Genomic DNA, 18340 nt, shown 5'->3' with positions numbered 1-18340 from the left:
CATAGATATATTAAAAGGTGTGTTAATGAAAAAAATAAATGTACTTATAAATTGTAAATGGACACTTATAAATATTAAAGAATTGATTCAGCGCTTAAGAGAAAATCAAGCAGTAGGAACTATATATATAGTACTTAATTATGAGAATGCAATTTTTAATAAAGATATTATGATTTATGATAATGCCGTCAATCTATTTAAGTGTAAGGAGTTATTTCCTAATTGCGAATTTATAATGTATAGGAATGCATATATAATAGATGCATTAGAGCTTAGTGCTTTATCTAAAATAGATAAGGAAATAGGATTCTTATCAACACTACCTATTAGTGAAACTTATGATTTCAATATAGATAGTCTAAATCATGTCGATAGTGTAGGAGCTTTTGCAGCAGATAATAGGTATTGGAACAAATTTAACTTTACCACGCGAGCTGTAGAACATGGTATTGATATATACAGCTACTTTATTAATCTTTTCAAAACTTATAATGTAGATATTGTATATAGTGCTACTCAAAATCATTATTTAGCAGATTATATGGTAGAGAAAGCTGCTATTGACTCTAATTCTGTTGCTAAAGTTGTACAAAGAAGAGCTTTAGGTTTTGGTGATGCTGGAATGAAAAGATTTTGTTTAGTTGATTCTAAGAGTGATACTATTGTAGAGTCTTTAAGATCCTTTAATGAATATAATAATCAAGAATTAAGTATGTATAGGGATGCAGGTCAAATTAACTTATCAGGCCCTCGCCTTTCTGAAATCTTCTCTAAAATGACGGTAGGCGAATTTTGTAGAGTTGTTAAGTTTGAACTATATAAGAGGTTATATTTTTTTCCTTTTTATTTAAAAGGGATTAAAGGCTTTTATGACAAGCTCTGCACAATTCCAAACGAAATAGATAAATATATTTTTATACCTCTTCATTTTGAACCTGAGAGTACAATCTCACCGCTTGATGGTATTAACTCTCTGCAATTATATAATATTAAAATATTACGTTCAGTGTTGCCTGAAGGTTGGAAGATATATGTGAAAGAACATCCTACACAGTTTAAAGAAAAAGCATATAACTTAGATTCATATACCAAATCATTACCTCAATATAAAAATAAAAGATTCTATGAATATATTTCTAATATGAGTAATGTGCATTTAATAAAGACAGAAGTAAGTCAAAAAGAACTTATTGAAAACTCTCAGATTGTAGCATCTAATTCAGGTAGTGTTTTTATGGAAGCATCTTCATCTAATAAACCTTGTTTGGCATTTGGGAAGAATGCGTTTGCTTCTATGTTTTCTAATGTTTGGAGTGTATCAGATGTTAGAAGTTGTAAAAAAGCTGTTAAAGAAATACTTAATATTGATAATATAAGCTCTAACTATATGGAGATAATAGAAAAGTATTCAATGCAAAGTCCTAGAGAAATGTGTTTTGCAGAACCTGTTGTACAGCTTCTAAAAGAGCTATCTGTTAAAGCTTAGTTTTATTTGTATTAAGTATATATTATGTAAGTCATCAAGAATTTTGAATTATGAAACTTATGATGATTAATGGCTACATCTTTATCTTATAAACTAAAATATGCAACGCATTGAAAAAAGCTTGTGAGGTGATTCATTTGATAAATATATAATAATAAAATGTTAGTTGTCGGAGTGGTTTTTAATTCAGTGGTTTGTGATATATTTATAGGTGGTATATTAGTATAATTACATAAGGTTTAGTATATATGAATTACTTATTAAAAATAAAAGCTTTTTCAGTTTGATGTTGGATTTTGAGAGGTAATGTACTATTAAAGATGGTCTTATAAAAAATTCTTAATAGGTAATTGGAATGAAAATGGAATCAGAAAAAAAACTATCAGTTGTAATAATCTATAATCAAAGAAAATATTATTTACTTAAAAAAAGTTTAAAGAGTATATATAGCCAGGCAAGACATGACAAGATTAATGTGTTTATAGTGGATACTTGTGGTGATTTAGACCATAATGATAAACTGTTTAGTAGTCAATCACTATCTTTTAATCTGATAAAGAAGGTAGATATTTCATATTATGAAGCATTGAATAGTTGTGCTTCAATAGTTTCATCAGAATGGATTTCTTTTTTACAAATAGGAAGTACATATGCATCTGAAAATGTTATTAAAGATATCCTCTCTATGACTAAAGCAAATACTGCTGATATATATTATGGAGATTCATTAAAAATAGTTAGCGAATCTTTAAATACATATAAAACTGAGGTTGCTAAACCCGTAGAAACTATTTCTAAGTCTCAACCATTTCAGTTTGAATCTTGCATTTTTAAAACAAGTATTTTGAAGTCATATATGTTTAATACAACATACAAATATTCTGCAGAATATGATTTGCTTATAAGGTTATTTAAAGATGATATATCTTTTGTACACCTATTGTTGCCTATTTCAAAAAGTAGTTTTTTGAAATCATTTGAAGAAAGGATTGAAAAGTTATTTATTATTTCTAAATATTTTGGTGAAGAGGCTTTAGTTAATAGCGAATATTATAAGCCTTTTGCTCGTTTGGGTGATTGTGAAGTTAATAGGATTAAGCGTCATATTAGATATATTAATACTCAAATAAATGAGCAAGAAAAAACTCTTCAAGAGAGACAAAAGGAGTTTGGTGAGATTCAGAATACTTTAGTATATAGGCTAGGTAAAAAAATTTATAGTTTATTGTATGTCTTTCCTTGGAGGCGTAAATGAAAAAGATATCTGTTGTAACAATTGTGTATAATGGCCAAGAAGGTATAGAGAGAACAATAAAAAGTGTTATATCTCAAACTATTAGGAACGATATAGAGTACATAATAGTAGATGGCGCATCTAAAGATAATACATTAAATATAATCAAAAAATATGAGGATTATATCGATAAGTTTGTGAGCGAACCTGATCATGGTATTTATGATGCTATGAATAAGGGAATTAGCTTGGCATCAGGAGAGTGGATATCTTTTATAAATGCAGATGATATTTATGCACAAAATGATGTTTTAGCTAAGGCTATTGCTGAAGCTGAAAATGCCGGTGTAATTTATGGTAAAACTAAATTTATGTCTGAGTCAGGAGAGTTCTTATATGAAGATTCTCCTGAAAAAATAGAAACTATATTTGATCGAATGCCTTTTGGTCATCCATCAACCCTAACAAAAGCTGATTTGTTAAAAGAATTAAAATTTAATACAGCTTTTAGAATTACTGCAGATTTCGACTTTTTCTTAAAGGCATACTTATCTGGTGCAAAATTTATATATGCTGATATAACTATTTCTGAATTTAGATTGGGTGGGGTAAGCTCAGCAGCTATATCTTCAACAACTGTAGAAACTATTTATTCCATATTAAGCAATACATCAGTAGAAGTTACAAAGAAGAGTTTGTTTTATAAAAACTTAAGTTTTTCAACTAAATTAGAGGAGTTGAAAGAGCTTAATGAAAGACTCGTAAGTGAAAATGAGAAGCTAGAAACTATTAATAGTAGTGTTAATGAGTTAAATACAAAAATACAAAAATTCTATACGTCAAAAGTATATAATTCTTTGAGATTTGTAAGTTCTCTAATTTTTAAAATTAGGAAAAGGGTAGGTTAGTTATATAATACTAGATATTATTAATTAGCTTTTAAGAGTAATTCTTAATTTAGTTTGAATATATCGATCAAGAGTGTATATAAATAGTATGGATAGTTTTTTAAATAGTAGTGGTTTTAGATCATTAATTAAGCAAGGTAGCTTAGTAATAAATACAGTATTTGGTGGAGGAGCTTATACCTATCTACTAAATCAATCCTTTAAGGAGCCTCTGCTTATAGTAGATGCTCGTGAGAGATTTGAAGGTTTTATTGCAACTAAATGTTTGTTCGTAACAGATCAACAAGTGAAAGAGTATTATTCAATAGACTTGCTAGAAGTTATATCGAAGATGAGTAACAAATATATATCCATAAATCATCTTATAGAATCATCAGATATGTATGGTTGGATAAAGCTTATCTATGATTTGAAGGTAACTACTAACTGTGATATCCATGTTAATGTTCATGATTATTATTTTGTATGCCCAACAGTAAATCTTCTTAATTACGAAATGAAATTTTGTGATCTCCCTGATGAGGCGACCTGTAATGACTGTCTTGATAAATATAAAAATTTTGGTAATGAAATAGATACGTCTACGTTTGAAGTTAGAAGTGCATATAAAAGAGGAATTAAAGGGATAAATGAGTGGAGGGAAATTTGGAAAAAACTTTTCTCAAGAGCTAGTAAGATAACATTTCCATCTTTTGATACTAAGTGCAGGTATTTATCTGTATATGATATTGAAAAGGATAAGGTAAGAGTTTTAAGTCATGACTTATCGTATCTATCTAAAGTAAAAAAACATTCTCAAGTTGATATGGGTTTCAGAGTTAGTTTTAATGTATTTATTATTGGGCATATTGGTGTCAGTAAGGGCTCAAAGATAATTTATGAAGTATTGAAAATGATTCAGTCTCATAGAGTACCTATTTATATCAATGTCATTGGTACATGTGTGGATTCAAAGCTTGAAGAGTCTCCTTTTTTAGTTAAACATGGTGAATTTAATCATGATAATATTCATGATGTTTTAAATAATATGAGTATTGACTGTTTTATTATGCCTAGTATCTGTCCAGAGACGTTTTCATATGCTACTCAGGAAATGGTGGCTACAGGACTTCCAGTAATTTCATTTAATATTGGTGCTCAAAGTGATTTTGTTTCAAAGTATGAAAATGGCATTGTACTTGATGATATCTCTCCAGAACAAATGTTTAATACTATATATATACAGTATAAGGAGAAATTGCTTAAACAAAATAATAGCTTAGGAAGTAACGATCATACTTTATCAGAACTATTGGAATTATGTAATAAACAAATGGTCGACAATAGTATATTAGCATTTGATAATAATAAACTTTTAGAAAAGTCTAAAATTCATGATTCAACTAATAAAACCTTAAACTTTGAAATAGTTGAATTAAAAACAGAATTAGCTTGTTTAGAGGAAGAGTTTAACGGTGTTAAAAATAGTGTAAGTTGGCGTGTAACTCGACCTTTTAGAGTTGTTTTTAGATTTGTAACAAAATTTTTTAAAAAAAGATACTGATAAATAAATATCTATAAGCTAGGTTATTCTAGCTATACAAGTTGTAGTTATAAGTGCAAAACATCAGATTTCATAAGAAGAAGTTTTAATCTTAAGCTTTGGTTTAGTGTTAATAATTTAGAGTGTAAATTGTGATATAATTTGCAGACTAAGACTTTTAGAATTTAAAATTTTTATGAGTAACATCAAGTATAGGAAAGATATTGATGGACTAAGAGCTTTGGCCGTTTTGTCAGTCGTTATGTTTCATTTAGACGTATCATGGGTAAAATCAGGTTTTCTAGGTGTAGATATATTCTTTGTTATATCAGGATATTTAATAACTACAATAATTATTAGAGATTTAAAAGAAAATACCTTCTCTTTAAAAAGCTTTTATCTAAGGAGAGTTAGAAGAATATTTCCAGCATTGATAACAGTATTATTAATATCTACAATATTTGCATGGATAATATTGCTTCCACAGGATCTTGAGAATTATTCTAAATCACTAGTAAGCGCATTAGTATCAGTATCAAATCTATATTTCTTTAACTTCTTAAACTTCGGATACTTTAGCACAAATGCGACGATTATACCTTTATTACACACATGGTCATTAGGTGTCGAAGAACAATTTTATATATTTTGGCCATTGATTTTAATATCTATTTTTAATGTTGGTATTAGATTTAAATGGAAAGATAAAAATATAGGCCCATCAAAATTTAGCTTATTTTCAAAGTTAGTTGCTATTTCAGTGATAATATTTGTATATTCTATATTTTGTTTTAAATATTTTAGTTATTTTGAAATTACTAATCATTATTCTGAACAGAACTATTACTACTATCCTTTAACTAGGGCATTTGAACTATTATTTGGTTGCATATTAGCAATTTACTTTACTAAAAGTAAACCGCTTAATAGTAAAATACTTTTAAATATTCTGTCGGCGTTGGCTATAGTCTTTATGTTATATCCAATACTATTTAGAGCTGTTCCATATCCAAGTAACTGGAGTATTATTACATGCTTAGGAGCTACACTTTATATCTATTCTGGAAGTGATTTAAATTATACTCCTATAATTAACAGAATTTTTTGTATAAAGCCTATAGTTGCGATTGGTTTAATTTCATATTCTCTTTATTTATGGCATTGGCCTATTATTGCTTATATAAACTATCTAAGTATTGATAAAACGTATTTAGTAAAGACTATAATATTTATAATTAGTCTATGTTTAGCTACGCTAACTTATTTTTTTGTAGAGAAGCCATTTAGATATAGAATAAAATTACCTTTCATTAAAACAATTATTTTACTATGTTTAATACCTATATTTATAGCATCTTGTTTTGCATTAGGTAGTGTGTATGTGAAAAATTTTGGTTTTAATAAGCCAATTATAAATCAAAATAAGTTAGATTTTAAATATGGCTTTGAATCGGTAGATAAGAATGGTTGTTTTTACAATTTTGAATCGCCTAATAATGAAAATGTTTATAAAAAGTATAATCCACAAAACTGTAAGGTTTTTAAAAATAAAGAGTCACATATTTTAGTTATTGGTAATTCTCATGCTCGATCAGATTGGCCAATGATTTCTCAATGGGTGAAAAATGTTGATTCTAATGCTACATTATTAGCTATAACTCCGAATTTATCTAATCCTGCATTACCTCGTATTTTGTATCCGAGTAATTTAGTTGAGAAAGTTAAAAACCCTATAATGAGAGTTAGATTTAACTTCATGAAAAATGCCATCAAAAGAAATAGTCAATATAATGTTATTATTTTTGCTATGATGAAAAATTTAGGTCTTAAAGGAGCTAATGATCCTCAAAAGATATACTATAAGATACTAAAACAAGCACTACAAAATGGCAAAAAAGTGGTATTAATTGTAGATACACCTTATTTGGGTCAACCAGCTAAAACTTTTGTTGCAAATGGTAATATTACAAATCTTTGTGCTATTAATAGGGTGCATTTAAATTGTAAAATATCATCAGTGATATATCATCAATATATAAAGCCATATATGGTTTTATATTATCAGTTGAAGCATAGCTATCCTAACCAGGTATTTATAGTTAGCCCTAGTAGAGTTATATGTAATAAAGCTACATGTAAAACAACTGTTAATAAAATTCCTATATTTGCAGATGCACACCACCTAAATAGTATTGGCTCAAAATTATTAGGAAAAAAATATTTAGAAGAACTTGGTAATCCTTTAATTCCGGTTTTTGAAGGTAGGCTATCGAAGGCTATCCATAAGTTGATAAAGCATGAAGATAGATAACTTTAGTTTGTCATAGATATGTGAAGAATCTATATTCTATCTATGTTTAGGAATATAAAAGATGCTCACATATTTTAGGTGTTAAAATTAGATAGATTTTAAATATAGTTTTAAGTTAGTTAGTAATAAGGCATTTTTAAATTCTTAATAGCTCAAGCCACTATGAGTTTGTACCAGTATCTTGAGAAATTAAAGTCCATTATTATAAAAAGTTATATAAATCAAGAACCTGTGTTCAGGTGTGTGTAGATTGTTTAAGTATCTGTGATTGTTTATATACAGTAGGCCATTGTGATGTTGTTATATTAAACAAGTAGTTGAAAAGAGTGTTGTTTATGAGATATATAATATTGGAAGTATTAATGAGATTGATAGTCTGATAGGTATAGTATAGACTAATGAACGAATATTAGCCTTAGCATGTTCCAAATATAATAAACTAATATTATTTGTGGACAATGTAGCTATGATTGATGTTATATAGATAATAGTAAGATTTAAAATAGTTGAATTGGAAATTACTTAGAGACTTTGGTTAGATCTTTTAAAGGGATAATGTGGTTTATATGTAGGAAAGGTTTAATAAAGACTATCAATAGTTACAACTTTATATACTCCTGATTATATAGACAATATGATAAGGTATCTTATTAAGTTAATTGTAGATGGTTATGAATTATCATAATAGTCGCCCTGATGATAGTTTGACTTTATACGAAAGTAATGATGAAAGTTAATTAGATCTTCTATAGGTTAAAGAAAGTATAGGTTATATTTGTAATGTTGTTGGTAAGTGGTGTAGTAAGGAATATATTTAAGATAGGTGTTTCTATAGCATTAACTATTTTGATTTTTGCATTATTAATAAAGTTGGATCAATCTTATGCTATATCATCTTTTATATCTATTTTTGGTGGGCTATCTTTAAATATTTGCATATCTAAAAACTATCTACCTTTATATGAAAAGCTAACTTTGATACTGATTGTATCTTTAATCTCAGTACCTATTCAAAATCTTTATTTACAAGTGTTTGATTTTAGGCTTCGCTTTAGCCAACTGATTACTATAGTATGTTGTTACATTATGTATGCTATTTTAGTAAAGTATGTAAATTGGATATATGTGTGTATTAGAAAAGTATGTGCTTTTTCTATTATAGTACAAAGATGTATCCTATTACTTTACAGTGAAATTAAGAAGATAGAAAGAACGATATGTATACAATCAGTCTGCTTTATTAGCTTTAGTATCTATTTTTTATGGATTCTTATAAATGTAGAGCTTCGATTTCCTCAGTTTAGTTTTTTGAGGATACTATTTGTTGCATTTGTATTTCTTATTTTACTAATATTTATGCTTGGTATTTTCCAAAGAGATATTTTGAGATTCAGACTTGATTTTAATATAACAAATATACTGTTCTCTATTCCTATTATTGTTATTTTTATAATATTTACTAGCTCTATTTTATTGATTCATATGTCCCCTGATAAAGGAGGCTTCCCTTTTTTGATACTCCAAAATGCTGATGCAGGGGTTTGGAATGTTGATAGTGCGTTTCATGTGTCACTAATTCAAAGTATAATAAATTTTGGGTATCCAAGTATTGCTGAGAATAATACGCCACTACTTGTTTATCATGTTTTAAGTCATTATGTAGATGCAATCTTGGTTATAGCAACGGGGCTAGAGGCATACGATAGTTATGGATTGTTTTTTTGGTTTAAAATATTCTTATATTTATCAAGTATTATGATATTTATATTATCTTTTAATAGAAATGGTAGTTATATAGTTTTTACAGTATGTGTTTTACTTATGGGACTGTTGTTGACAGACTACTGGGGAAACGCGGTAGCTTCAGAAGCACTTTGGTTTACTACTGTGCTAATTTTGTTAAGTTTTAAAACAGTAATAAATAGTCTACTATTTAATGAGTATGATTTAAAAAAATTCTTATTTATTACATTATTTATAGTAATTGTTGCAATAGGTAAAATATCTACCGGCTTTATGTATGCATCTTTTGTAGGTATATTACTATTATTTAGATTTCCTAAAAATAAGTATGTATATATTTCAGGTATTATATGGGTAGTTTTCTTTTATGTGTTTGATACACTTATGACCTCAAAAATAGCAGTTGCAGAATGTTTGTATTCTGGACTCATATATTTGAGTATTCTGTTAGTAGGGTTATTCTATATATCAAAAATTCAGAGGAGAAAGTTGTACCTCATAGCTAGCATTTTAGCTATTTTTATTTGTGGGATATATCTAGTAGTATTTAGAAGATTTGAGATTTTATATATGAGTATAGAGACAATCTCATTATTTAAAAGGGCTTCTTTAAATCTTTTATATCCTGATGTTAGGTTTACAGAAGCATATGTTTTATTGTTTGTTATTTTTATACAAAATGTACTTTTTAAAAAATATCGAAATATCAATATTTTCTTTTCTAGCTTGATTTCTTTATTTGTAATGTCATTAATTTTTGGTCATTATCCAAATTTTGGCTATGCAAATAGGATGTACTTTGAAATTGGTTTGAACTCAGTACTTACTATGGTAATTATATATAATTTGATTGCACAGAGTAAATCATTAACAAATAATGCTTCAGTTAAGTTTATAAGCATTATATTATTGTTTGTATTATGTCATAACTATATTGCAACTCCTCAGAAAATGGTTGTAGATATTCCTAGTATGAATTATATGAAATACTCTAGACCAGATGATAAGTCTACTTTATATAATTTTAGACAGTTTATCTATAAATATATGAGGAAAAAGAATTTGAGTAAGACTAACTCTGTGTTATATATACCAAAAGAAGTATTTCAAACGGAACTTAAGAAATATCAGAGAACAGATATTAGAAACTGGCCAGAAATGCTTATATATGCAGTGAATGGTATTCCATTAATTTATGGTGTTCATAATTTGGGCGATACTTATGGTTTGAAGGATTATGACTCAGATAGTCTATGGAGATCAAAAAAAGATTTTAATATTTCACAAGCTTGTAAAGTATCTGATCACAAAAATATTATAGTCGTAGATAGCTATAAGAACAGAAAAGTTGAGTTAATTAGGTGTAGAAGTCTTTAGGATAACCTGATAGTAAGTAATGCAACTTAATATTTAGATGTATAAAAAATAACTATTGAGTGCTTATCTAATGACATTAAATTAGTTTAATTATATAATTCATAAATGATAAGAAGTTAAGTATTACCAGTATATATAAATATATTGGGTTAGTAGGTTATGGTTGGAAATATATTTTCTCTTTTTGAGAGTTCATGTTCTAAATTTGGAACTAAAACTTCTCTAGTTGTTGATGGTGTTCAATATACTTATAATGAATTGTTATCTGAATCACGAAGAGTAGCAAATGTTGTTAGAAACTACAAGCATAAAAATGTAGGGATTTTTGGTTTAAGGTCTTTAACTTGCTATCAAGGAATACTTGGTGTGTTATCTAGTGGTAAAACATATGTTCCACTAAATCCAAAATTTCCATCAGAAAGAAATAGAACTATTATAGAAATGGCAGAACTAGATTTGATAGTAGCTGATGCTAATGGTTTAGAGCAGATTGCTGTAATTGCAGATTCTTTGAAAAAAAATACAGTTCTAATATGTCCTCAAATTAGTCAAAACCAGGTTCCGTATTCTATAAAAGGTAAATTTGAAATATACACTAGTGATATAGTGGCGCGAGATACCATAGATCTTAAAGAGACTTCTGGGGGTGAGTATGCATACATAATGTTTACCTCAGGAAGTACCGGTTTGCCCAAGGGTGTTCCTGTTAGTCACGAAAATGTATTTAGTTATATTAATTATCTAAAGAGGAGATATGATATTAACTCTGACGATAGATTTTCACAGACATTTGATTTGACATTTGATTTGAGTGTTCACGATATGTTTCTTTCGTGGTCTGTTGGTGCTGCGTTATATGTTATTCCTGAAGCTAATTTGATGGCACCTGCAAAATTTATAAGAGAAAATAAATTAACAATTTGGTTTTCTGTACCCTCTATGGCACAGTTTATGAATAAGTTTAGAATGTTAAAGGATAGTTGTTTCCCGAGCTTGCGTTATAGTTTTTTTTGTGGCGAAGCATTACAGAAATCAATTGCTATAGCTTGGCAAAAAGCGGCTTCTAACTCAATTTTAGAAAACATATATGGGCCTACTGAAGCAACTATTGGTATAACTCACTACCTCATTCCACGTGATGAAACTAAAATTCTAGAATATAATGGTATTGTATCTATTGGTGAAATATTTAGTACTCAACGCTATTGTTTAATTGATGAGAAAAATAAAATCATAGATAATTGTGGAGAACTTTGTTTATCTGGAACTCAAATAACAGCAGGTTACTATGATAAACCAAAACAGACTGCTGAGTCATATATTAAGTTTCCAAATAATAATAAAGTATGGTACAAAACTGGAGATATTGTAAAATTTGAAAAAGGCCACCTATTTTATCTATCTAGAAAGGATCATCAAGTGAAAATTAGAGGGTATAGGATTGAATTAGATGAAATTAATCTTGCAATTAGGGAGTATACATGTTGTGACTTAGTTTATACTATTCCTTATCCTTTGTCAGGTGGAGCTGCGGAAAGTCTTTATAGCTTCGTTGATAGTAATTGCGTCATTGACAAGAATTTGATTTTAAAATATCTAAAAGACAAGCTACCTGAGTATATGGTTCCCAAAAATATTTTATATATAAAAGATTTTCCTTTGAATTCAAATGGTAAAATTGATATAAAAAAATTATCAACAAAAGTAGGATAGTATGAGAAATATAACAAAAACAAAAATAATTGATTTGTTACAGCCTAAATTAGATGGACTTGGTTTGTCAGCAAGTGACATTGATACTAAAGAAAGCTTATTATATCAAGGAGTACTTGATTCAATATCTTTTTTAGAGTTTATAGTTGATATAGAATCAACTTTTAATGTTGAGTTTGATTTTAGTGATTTAGATCCTGCCGAGTTTACTTCTATCGATAATCTTGTGGAGCTTATTGATAATGGAAATTAAGACTCGTTCTCTTTCATCATTAGAGGATAATAAAGTTTATAGTAGAGTGGCATATTTATTTTCTGAAATGTATAAATATATGGATACAAAGGGTCTTGTCCATAAACTAGCTGATAATGGAGAGTTTCTGTGGATAAATACTATAAAAAAAACTCTTGGGAAACTAAATATTATAACTATAGCAACTCATGAAAAAGCTGTTGTGGGGTTTGCAGCAGGTAATATAAGATTGTTACCTAATTATCTAGGAGCCAAGAAAGTTGGTTACATTTCACATGTCTTTGTGATAGATTCGTATAAAAATAAGCATATAGGTAAAAAGCTTGTGAAAGAGCTTGAGGATTGTTTTGTTGAAAAATCAGTAAATGTTTTTGAGCTTGAAGTTTTAGCTGAAAATAGTTCCGCTCGCCAATTTTGGGAAAAGTTAGGCTATAAAACAGATAATTTGAGAATGGTGAAAGGAAATGAGAAAGTTTAGTATAAAAGAATTCTCAAATAGTTTTTGCAAATTAGGACTTAAAAAAGGTGATGTGGTTTTAATTCATAATTCACTTTTAAACTTTGGTATACCAATGGATTGCCAAATTGGAGAAATCTCCTCAAGAATATTTAATGAATTAAGAAGTACCGTAGGTGCTGAAGGGACTATAGTTGTGCCAACTTTTAATTTTGATTTTTGCAAAGGGGTAGCATTTAATAAACAAGAATCGCCATCTAAAGGTATGGGAGTGTTTTCTGAATTTGTAAGAAATCTTCCAGATGCTAAACGTAGTACACATCCAATGCAGTCAGTCTCAGCAATTGGGCCTCAAGCAGATTTTATAGTGGAGAATGATACTGGTTCATCATTTAGTCCTGGTGGAGCGTTTGATAGAATTAGAGAGTTGAATGGAAAGGTACTCCTTTTGGGTGCAGATTTTAATTCTGTCTCGATGATTCATTGGGTAGAAGAAAAATATGAAGTACCATATAGATATTGGAAAGCGTTCAAAGGGCTATATCTAGATGAAAGTATTTCTTCTGAAAAATCATATTTAATGTTTGCTCGATCGTTGAAGGTTAATCCTATACTAAAGCTTTATGGTATTGAAGAGAATCTAAAAAAAGTAAACAAGCTACAGGAACTTCCTGTAGGAAATGGATGGTTAAAAGTTTTTAATGTTAATGAATTTATAGAAGTAGCAGAATATTTGATTAAACAAAATCCATACTATTTTGTTTCTAATCATCCAAACTATGGGAGAACTCTATGAAGGTCGCGATTGAAGAATATTTTTATAGGCTTTGGCCAATAACAAGGAGTCTTACAGGTGATGGTAACAGGGAAACTCTTGAAATCCTCTCTGAGCTTATTGATCTAAAAATAACTGAAGTTCCTTCTGGAACACAGTGTTTTGATTGGAACGTTCCTCCTGAATGGAATATCAAAGAAGCGTGGATAAAAGATAGTAGGGGAAATAAGATTGTAGATTTCTCAGAAAACAATTTGCATATACTTGGATACTCAGAACCTTTTAAAGGACATCTTTCATTTGAAGAGCTTAAATCTCATCTATATACACTGCCTGATCAACCAGACTTGATTCCATATCTTACATCTTATTATAAAAGAAGGTGGGGTTTTTGCTTAACACATAATCAGTTCCTAGAGCTAGACCAAGATGAAATATATGAAGTCTTTATTGACTCTTCTTTGGATGAAAATGGCTCAATGACAATCGGTGAAGCAATTATAGAGGGTAAGTCAGATAGAGAAATCTTGTTTTCAACTTACATTTGCCATCCTTCATTAGCAAGTAATGAATTATCTGGACCGTTGGTTTCTGCCTTTTTATATAAGAGATTAAAAGAGTTAAAGGATCTGAAATATACATATAGGTTTATTTTTGTCCCTGAGACAATAGGGTCTATTTATAGTTTGTCAGTTAAAGGTGAGCACTGGAAAAATAACTTGGAGGCAGGGTTTGTTGTAACGTGTATCGGTGATCCTGGTAAGTTTACTTATAAAAAAAGCAGAATTGGTAATAGTTTACCTGATAGGGCTGCAGAAATAGTTTTAAGACAGACTGAGAGAGAGTTTAACCTTGTTGATTTTTTCCCATGTGGTAGTGATGAAAGGCAATATTGTTCACCCGGATTTAACCTTCCAGTAGGTTCTTTGATGCGAACTATGTATGGTAAATACCCAGAATATCATACATCTGCTGATAATAAGGATTATATTTCATTTGGATCTATGGAGAAAGCTGTTGAAAAATATCTTGATATAATTGAGCTTATTGAGAAAAATGAAAAATATATAAATAAAATGCCTTATTGCGAACCACAGCTTGGTAAAAGAGGTTTGTATCCAACGTTAGGGTCACAAAAAGATACGGCAAACCGTCTTAATGCAATTATGTGGGTCTTAAATCTTTGTGATGGGGATCATGATTTAATAATGATTTCTGAGAGGAGTGGGATACCATTTAAAGAGTTAAAACCTGTAGTCGATACATTGATTGAGAAAGGAATTTTAGAAACAAAGTGATTTCTAATCAATAGCTTTAGTTTTGTGAATTAAGAGATTAAATATTAGTGGGTTTAGGGCAAAGTAGTGAAAAAAAGTAAGTTAGCTCTTTCAAAAATGTTTCCAATAGGAAGTGCTAGAAGAGAGATTATTAGTAAAGTATATCGTAAGTTTAGGCCAAGAAGTGAGTCTGAAATTATCAGACAAGGTTTCTTAATTGGGGCAAAAGCATTTGATGAAAGCAAAGAAACTATAGTGCTAGTTTCTCATCAATCTTCAGCAACAGGAGCACCTCTTTTAGGACTTAATATCGGTAAGTCGCTAAGTGAAAAATTTAATTTGATTCATTACGTAATGGATAAAGCTGAAATACATGATTCTTTTAAAGAAGATGGTGTTTTGTTAGTAGAAGAGTTAGGTGAAAGTACTAAAAATACTTCATTAAAAATTTTAAAAGAAATTACTAAAGATTTTTCTATAAAAGCAGTAATTGGTAATTCAGTAACAACTTATTCTGTTTTGAGTAGTGCTAGTGATTTGCGATTACCAACTTTATCACTCATTCATGAATTTGCAGGATATGTCGAGTCTGCAAAGATAATGTTAGATACAATAATTGAAGCTGATAGAGTTATAGTTCCAGCAAAAATTATTAAAGATTCTATCATGGATCAATTGGCTAAAGCTGCAATGATTTTTAATGAACCATCAAATATTGTTATACAACCACAGGGTAAATTACCATATATACCTAGTAGTTATGGTAGTCCAGATGATGTTCAACAAATATTAAAAAAAATAGATGTACAAAATAAGAATGACTACAAAATAATAGTAGCTGCTGGATCTGTACATATTAGAAAGGGTGTGGATTTGTTTATATACCTTTCAAGATATATAAAGAAATATTATGATGGGAAATGTAAGTTTGTATGGGTTGGTGGTGGACTTAAAGAATCCGACTGTTCATTCTCATTTTTGTTAAAAAGGGAAGTTAAAAGCTTAGGTTTAGAAGATGACTTTGTGTTCTTAGGTCACCAGCAAAATTTGGATAGTATCCTATCTATTGCAGATATGTTTTGTTTAACTTCTAGAATGGATCCTTTTCCAAATGTTGTTGTTGATGCTTTGGAAGCAGATGTGCCTATTGCATGCTTTAGTGGGGCATCTGGATCTGTTGAATTTCTTGAGAAGCATAACGCAGAAGCAATAATTGTAGATTATTTAGATACGCATAAGTTGGGATATGAAATAGCAAATTACCTTAAAAAGCCAGAAGAATCTAATAACTATAATTCGCAAATAGTTAAGCACCATCTTGATTTTGATAAGTATATCGACTTTTTGATTGAGCAAATAAGTATATGTGAGAAGTATAATTCAGAGAATTCGACTATTTTAGCTAATATTGAAAATTCAAAATATTTTGATCGTGAGTATATAAAGCTTTCTGAATTAGAGAATAATTATGAGTTCTGTTATGTTCAGTCTGCGTATCATTATATATTGAGTCAACGTAAAGGGTTATATCGATTAACTCCTAACCCTTGTGCTGGTTTTTCAACATATAAATGGGCATTAGAAAATAACTCTTATGATAAAGTTCCTTTATATGAAGCTATAAAAAATAATGTTCATTCAACGCATGAATGTCATAAGCTTCCTTTAAATTTAAATAAAAGCTATAAAGGGAAATTCGCTGTACATCTTCATTTATATTATGTGGATTTAGCTCAAGAGTTTAATGACTATTTCAAAAACCTACCTGCTGGATATGATTTATACATTACAACTGTAGGGAATAAAGATATTTTAAATATTAAGGATTTATTCAAAGATAGTGGAGCTAGCAATATAGAAGTTATAACGGTTGATAATATTGGGCGTGATATTGGGCCAATGGTATTTGGTCTTAAAGATCTCATATTAGGGTGTAAGTATGATGTTATAGGTCATTTTCATAGTAAGAAATCTGTAAGCGTTGCAAATAGTTTGGGTGATAGATGGAGAAAATATCTGCTAGATAATTTAGTAGGCGATGAGTGTGTTGCAAGCTCAGTTTTAGGCTTATTTGAGGATAAGAAAGTTGGGCTTGTTTTTGCTGAAGATAGGCATTTTATGGATATGGGTGATAGTAAATCATATATTGATGAGTTAAGTATTATGTTAAACTTACCTGAGGTGTATGAAACACCTTTATTCCCGTTAGGAAATATGTTTTGGGCTAGAGTTGATGCTATAAAAGATATCTTTGACCTTGATGAAAGCCAAATTATACAAGAAGAACCTCTTCCATATGATGGCAGCTATATGCATGCTTTAGAAAGAATAACCCCAGCTCTTGTAAATAAGAATGGTTATAAATATGTAACTGTTTATAAGGATGGTACATCGTGGTAGTTGGAAGTGGTCAGTTAGCAGAAGTTTTCTATCACTATAAAGATGATGATAGCGTAGTTATTTTCGCTAGTGGAGTATCCAATTCTAACTGTACAGAGCAAAAAGAATTTGATAGAGAAGGAAAACTTCTTGAAGCTACACTTAAAAATAATTCAGATAAAAAGTTTGTATATTTTAGTAGTTGTGCATTATCTGTAGAAGATTATCCTAAGAATAAATATTATCAGCACAAACAAAAGATGGAAACTTTAATTGAGAATCTTTCAGATAAGTATTATATATTTAGAGTTCCTCAACTTTTTGGGAATTTAAAATTACATAATACTTTAATAAATTATATCTATAATGCGATTGAAAATAATAATAAAATCAAACTGTATTCGGATGCATATAGATATGTTATCGAAATAGAGGATGTAAAAAAAATTGTTGATTCATATTTGTTAAATAGTCCTTCATGCTCTATTATTGATGTTGCAAATCCATATAGATATAAAGTTTTGGATATTATTAAAATATTTGAGGGCCTTCTTAATAAGCAAGCAGATATTACAGTCGTAGATAGACAAGATAAATATGTTTTAGACCTTAGTAAGTTTTATAGTTTTATTGAGACAAATAATTTAGATATAGAGTTTGGAGAAGGTTATTTAAAAAAGAAACTTTATGAAAAGATAGAAAAAATAAGTAGGCTCTGTGCACAAAAATAAATTTTCATCGAAGCCAAATAAAAGTACAAGCTAATTTAATCATTCCTATATATGCTGAAATAGTTTTATCAAACCTAGAAAATACTCTTCTAAAATGCTTAATTTTAGAAAAGAAATTCTCTATCAAATGTCTTTCTTTGTATATTTGAATATCAAAATCTATAGGGTTTATAG

At 29.0% G+C, this 18340-nt stretch carries 13 protein-coding genes and 1 pseudogene; 13 read left to right on the top strand and 1 reads right to left on the bottom strand.

The features are described from left to right. The first annotated feature begins 25 nt into the window (after window positions 1-25). From AB8E56_RS00485 to AB8E56_RS00425, 13 genes are all read left to right on the top strand, one after another. Window positions 26-1486 (top strand): hypothetical protein, encoded by a 1461-nt coding sequence (locus tag AB8E56_RS00485; RefSeq protein WP_329476826.1) that lies wholly within the window; start codon window positions 26-28, stop codon window positions 1484-1486. A gap of 361 nt (window positions 1487-1847) precedes the next feature. Next, on the top strand, window positions 1848-2741 hold the full coding sequence (locus tag AB8E56_RS00480) for a hypothetical protein (RefSeq protein ID WP_329476824.1): 894 nt from the start codon (window positions 1848-1850) through the stop codon (window positions 2739-2741). Continuing rightward, window positions 2738-3628, top strand: coding sequence for a glycosyltransferase family 2 protein (locus AB8E56_RS00475; RefSeq protein ID WP_329476822.1), 891 nt, complete (start codon window positions 2738-2740; stop codon window positions 3626-3628). Before AB8E56_RS00480 ends, AB8E56_RS00475 begins: the two co-directional genes overlap by 4 nt. A gap of 88 nt (window positions 3629-3716) precedes the next feature. Beyond that, window positions 3717-5171 (top strand): glycosyltransferase, encoded by a 1455-nt coding sequence (locus AB8E56_RS00470; protein WP_329476820.1) that lies wholly within the window; start codon window positions 3717-3719, stop codon window positions 5169-5171. Window positions 5172-5346: 175 nt separating this feature from the next. Next, a complete protein-coding gene (locus tag AB8E56_RS00465; protein WP_329476818.1) occupies window positions 5347-7461 on the top strand; it encodes an acyltransferase family protein in 2115 nt (704 codons plus the stop codon). 780 nt (window positions 7462-8241) lie between these two features. Next, the gene (locus AB8E56_RS00460; RefSeq protein ID WP_329476817.1) at window positions 8242-10581 is read left to right on the top strand and encodes a hypothetical protein; all 2340 of its coding nucleotides are present in this window, start codon (window positions 8242-8244) and stop codon (window positions 10579-10581) included. Between the two features lie 159 nt (window positions 10582-10740). Continuing rightward, window positions 10741-12294: an AMP-binding protein gene (locus AB8E56_RS00455; protein WP_329476815.1), complete on the top strand. Its 1554-nt coding sequence runs from the start codon at window positions 10741-10743 to the stop codon at window positions 12292-12294. A 1-nt stretch (window position 12295) separates the two neighbouring features. After that, window positions 12296-12547, top strand: a complete 252-nt coding sequence (locus AB8E56_RS00450; protein ID WP_329476813.1) for an acyl carrier protein — start codon at window positions 12296-12298, stop codon at window positions 12545-12547. Next, a complete protein-coding gene (locus tag AB8E56_RS00445; RefSeq protein WP_329476811.1) occupies window positions 12537-13025 on the top strand; it encodes a GNAT family N-acetyltransferase in 489 nt (162 codons plus the stop codon). Before AB8E56_RS00450 ends, AB8E56_RS00445 begins: the two co-directional genes overlap by 11 nt. Beyond that, window positions 13012-13800 (top strand): AAC(3) family N-acetyltransferase, encoded by a 789-nt coding sequence (locus AB8E56_RS00440; RefSeq protein WP_329476809.1) that lies wholly within the window; start codon window positions 13012-13014, stop codon window positions 13798-13800. Before AB8E56_RS00445 ends, AB8E56_RS00440 begins: the two co-directional genes overlap by 14 nt. Next, a complete protein-coding gene (locus AB8E56_RS00435; RefSeq protein WP_329476807.1) occupies window positions 13797-15077 on the top strand; it encodes a DUF4910 domain-containing protein in 1281 nt (426 codons plus the stop codon). The genes AB8E56_RS00440 and AB8E56_RS00435 overlap by 4 nt, the downstream gene beginning before the upstream one ends. Before the next feature lie 66 nt (window positions 15078-15143). Further along, on the top strand, window positions 15144-17456 hold the full coding sequence (locus AB8E56_RS00430; RefSeq protein ID WP_329476805.1) for a rhamnan synthesis F family protein: 2313 nt from the start codon (window positions 15144-15146) through the stop codon (window positions 17454-17456). Then, window positions 17450-18166, top strand: a complete 717-nt coding sequence (locus AB8E56_RS00425; RefSeq protein ID WP_329476803.1) for an NAD(P)-dependent oxidoreductase — start codon at window positions 17450-17452, stop codon at window positions 18164-18166. The genes AB8E56_RS00430 and AB8E56_RS00425 overlap by 7 nt, the downstream gene beginning before the upstream one ends. A 4-nt stretch (window positions 18167-18170) precedes the next feature. On the opposite strand, the pseudogene AB8E56_RS00420 reads toward AB8E56_RS00425, so the two are convergent. Next, window positions 18171-18340 (bottom strand): annotated as a pseudogene (locus tag AB8E56_RS00420) (IS5/IS1182 family transposase); the annotation flags it as partial.

It is taken from the genome of Francisella sp. 19X1-34 (assembly GCF_041102755.1).
Classification (GTDB): domain Bacteria; phylum Pseudomonadota; class Gammaproteobacteria; order Francisellales; family Francisellaceae; genus Francisella.
This window is presented reverse-complemented; position numbering and strand designations above follow the sequence as displayed.

What these genes read in the sequence shown, in the direction of transcription:
- AB8E56_RS00485 (WP_329476826.1), top strand. Translation starts at nt 26, where the DNA reads ATGAAAAAAATAAATGTACTTATAAATTGTAAATGGACACTTATAAAT.
- AB8E56_RS00480 (WP_329476824.1), top strand. Translation starts at nt 1,848, where the DNA reads ATGGAATCAGAAAAAAAACTATCAGTTGTAATAATCTATAATCAAAGA.
- AB8E56_RS00475 (WP_329476822.1), top strand. Translation starts at nt 2,738, where the DNA reads ATGAAAAAGATATCTGTTGTAACAATTGTGTATAATGGCCAAGAAGGT.
- AB8E56_RS00470 (WP_329476820.1), top strand. Translation starts at nt 3,717, where the DNA reads ATGGATAGTTTTTTAAATAGTAGTGGTTTTAGATCATTAATTAAGCAA.
- AB8E56_RS00465 (WP_329476818.1), top strand. Translation starts at nt 5,347, where the DNA reads ATGAGTAACATCAAGTATAGGAAAGATATTGATGGACTAAGAGCTTTG.
- AB8E56_RS00460 (WP_329476817.1), top strand. Translation starts at nt 8,242, where the DNA reads ATGTTGTTGGTAAGTGGTGTAGTAAGGAATATATTTAAGATAGGTGTT.
- AB8E56_RS00455 (WP_329476815.1), top strand. Translation starts at nt 10,741, where the DNA reads ATGGTTGGAAATATATTTTCTCTTTTTGAGAGTTCATGTTCTAAATTT.
- AB8E56_RS00450 (WP_329476813.1), top strand. Translation starts at nt 12,296, where the DNA reads ATGAGAAATATAACAAAAACAAAAATAATTGATTTGTTACAGCCTAAA.
- AB8E56_RS00445 (WP_329476811.1), top strand. Translation starts at nt 12,537, where the DNA reads ATGGAAATTAAGACTCGTTCTCTTTCATCATTAGAGGATAATAAAGTT.
- AB8E56_RS00440 (WP_329476809.1), top strand. Translation starts at nt 13,012, where the DNA reads ATGAGAAAGTTTAGTATAAAAGAATTCTCAAATAGTTTTTGCAAATTA.
- AB8E56_RS00435 (WP_329476807.1), top strand. Translation starts at nt 13,797, where the DNA reads ATGAAGGTCGCGATTGAAGAATATTTTTATAGGCTTTGGCCAATAACA.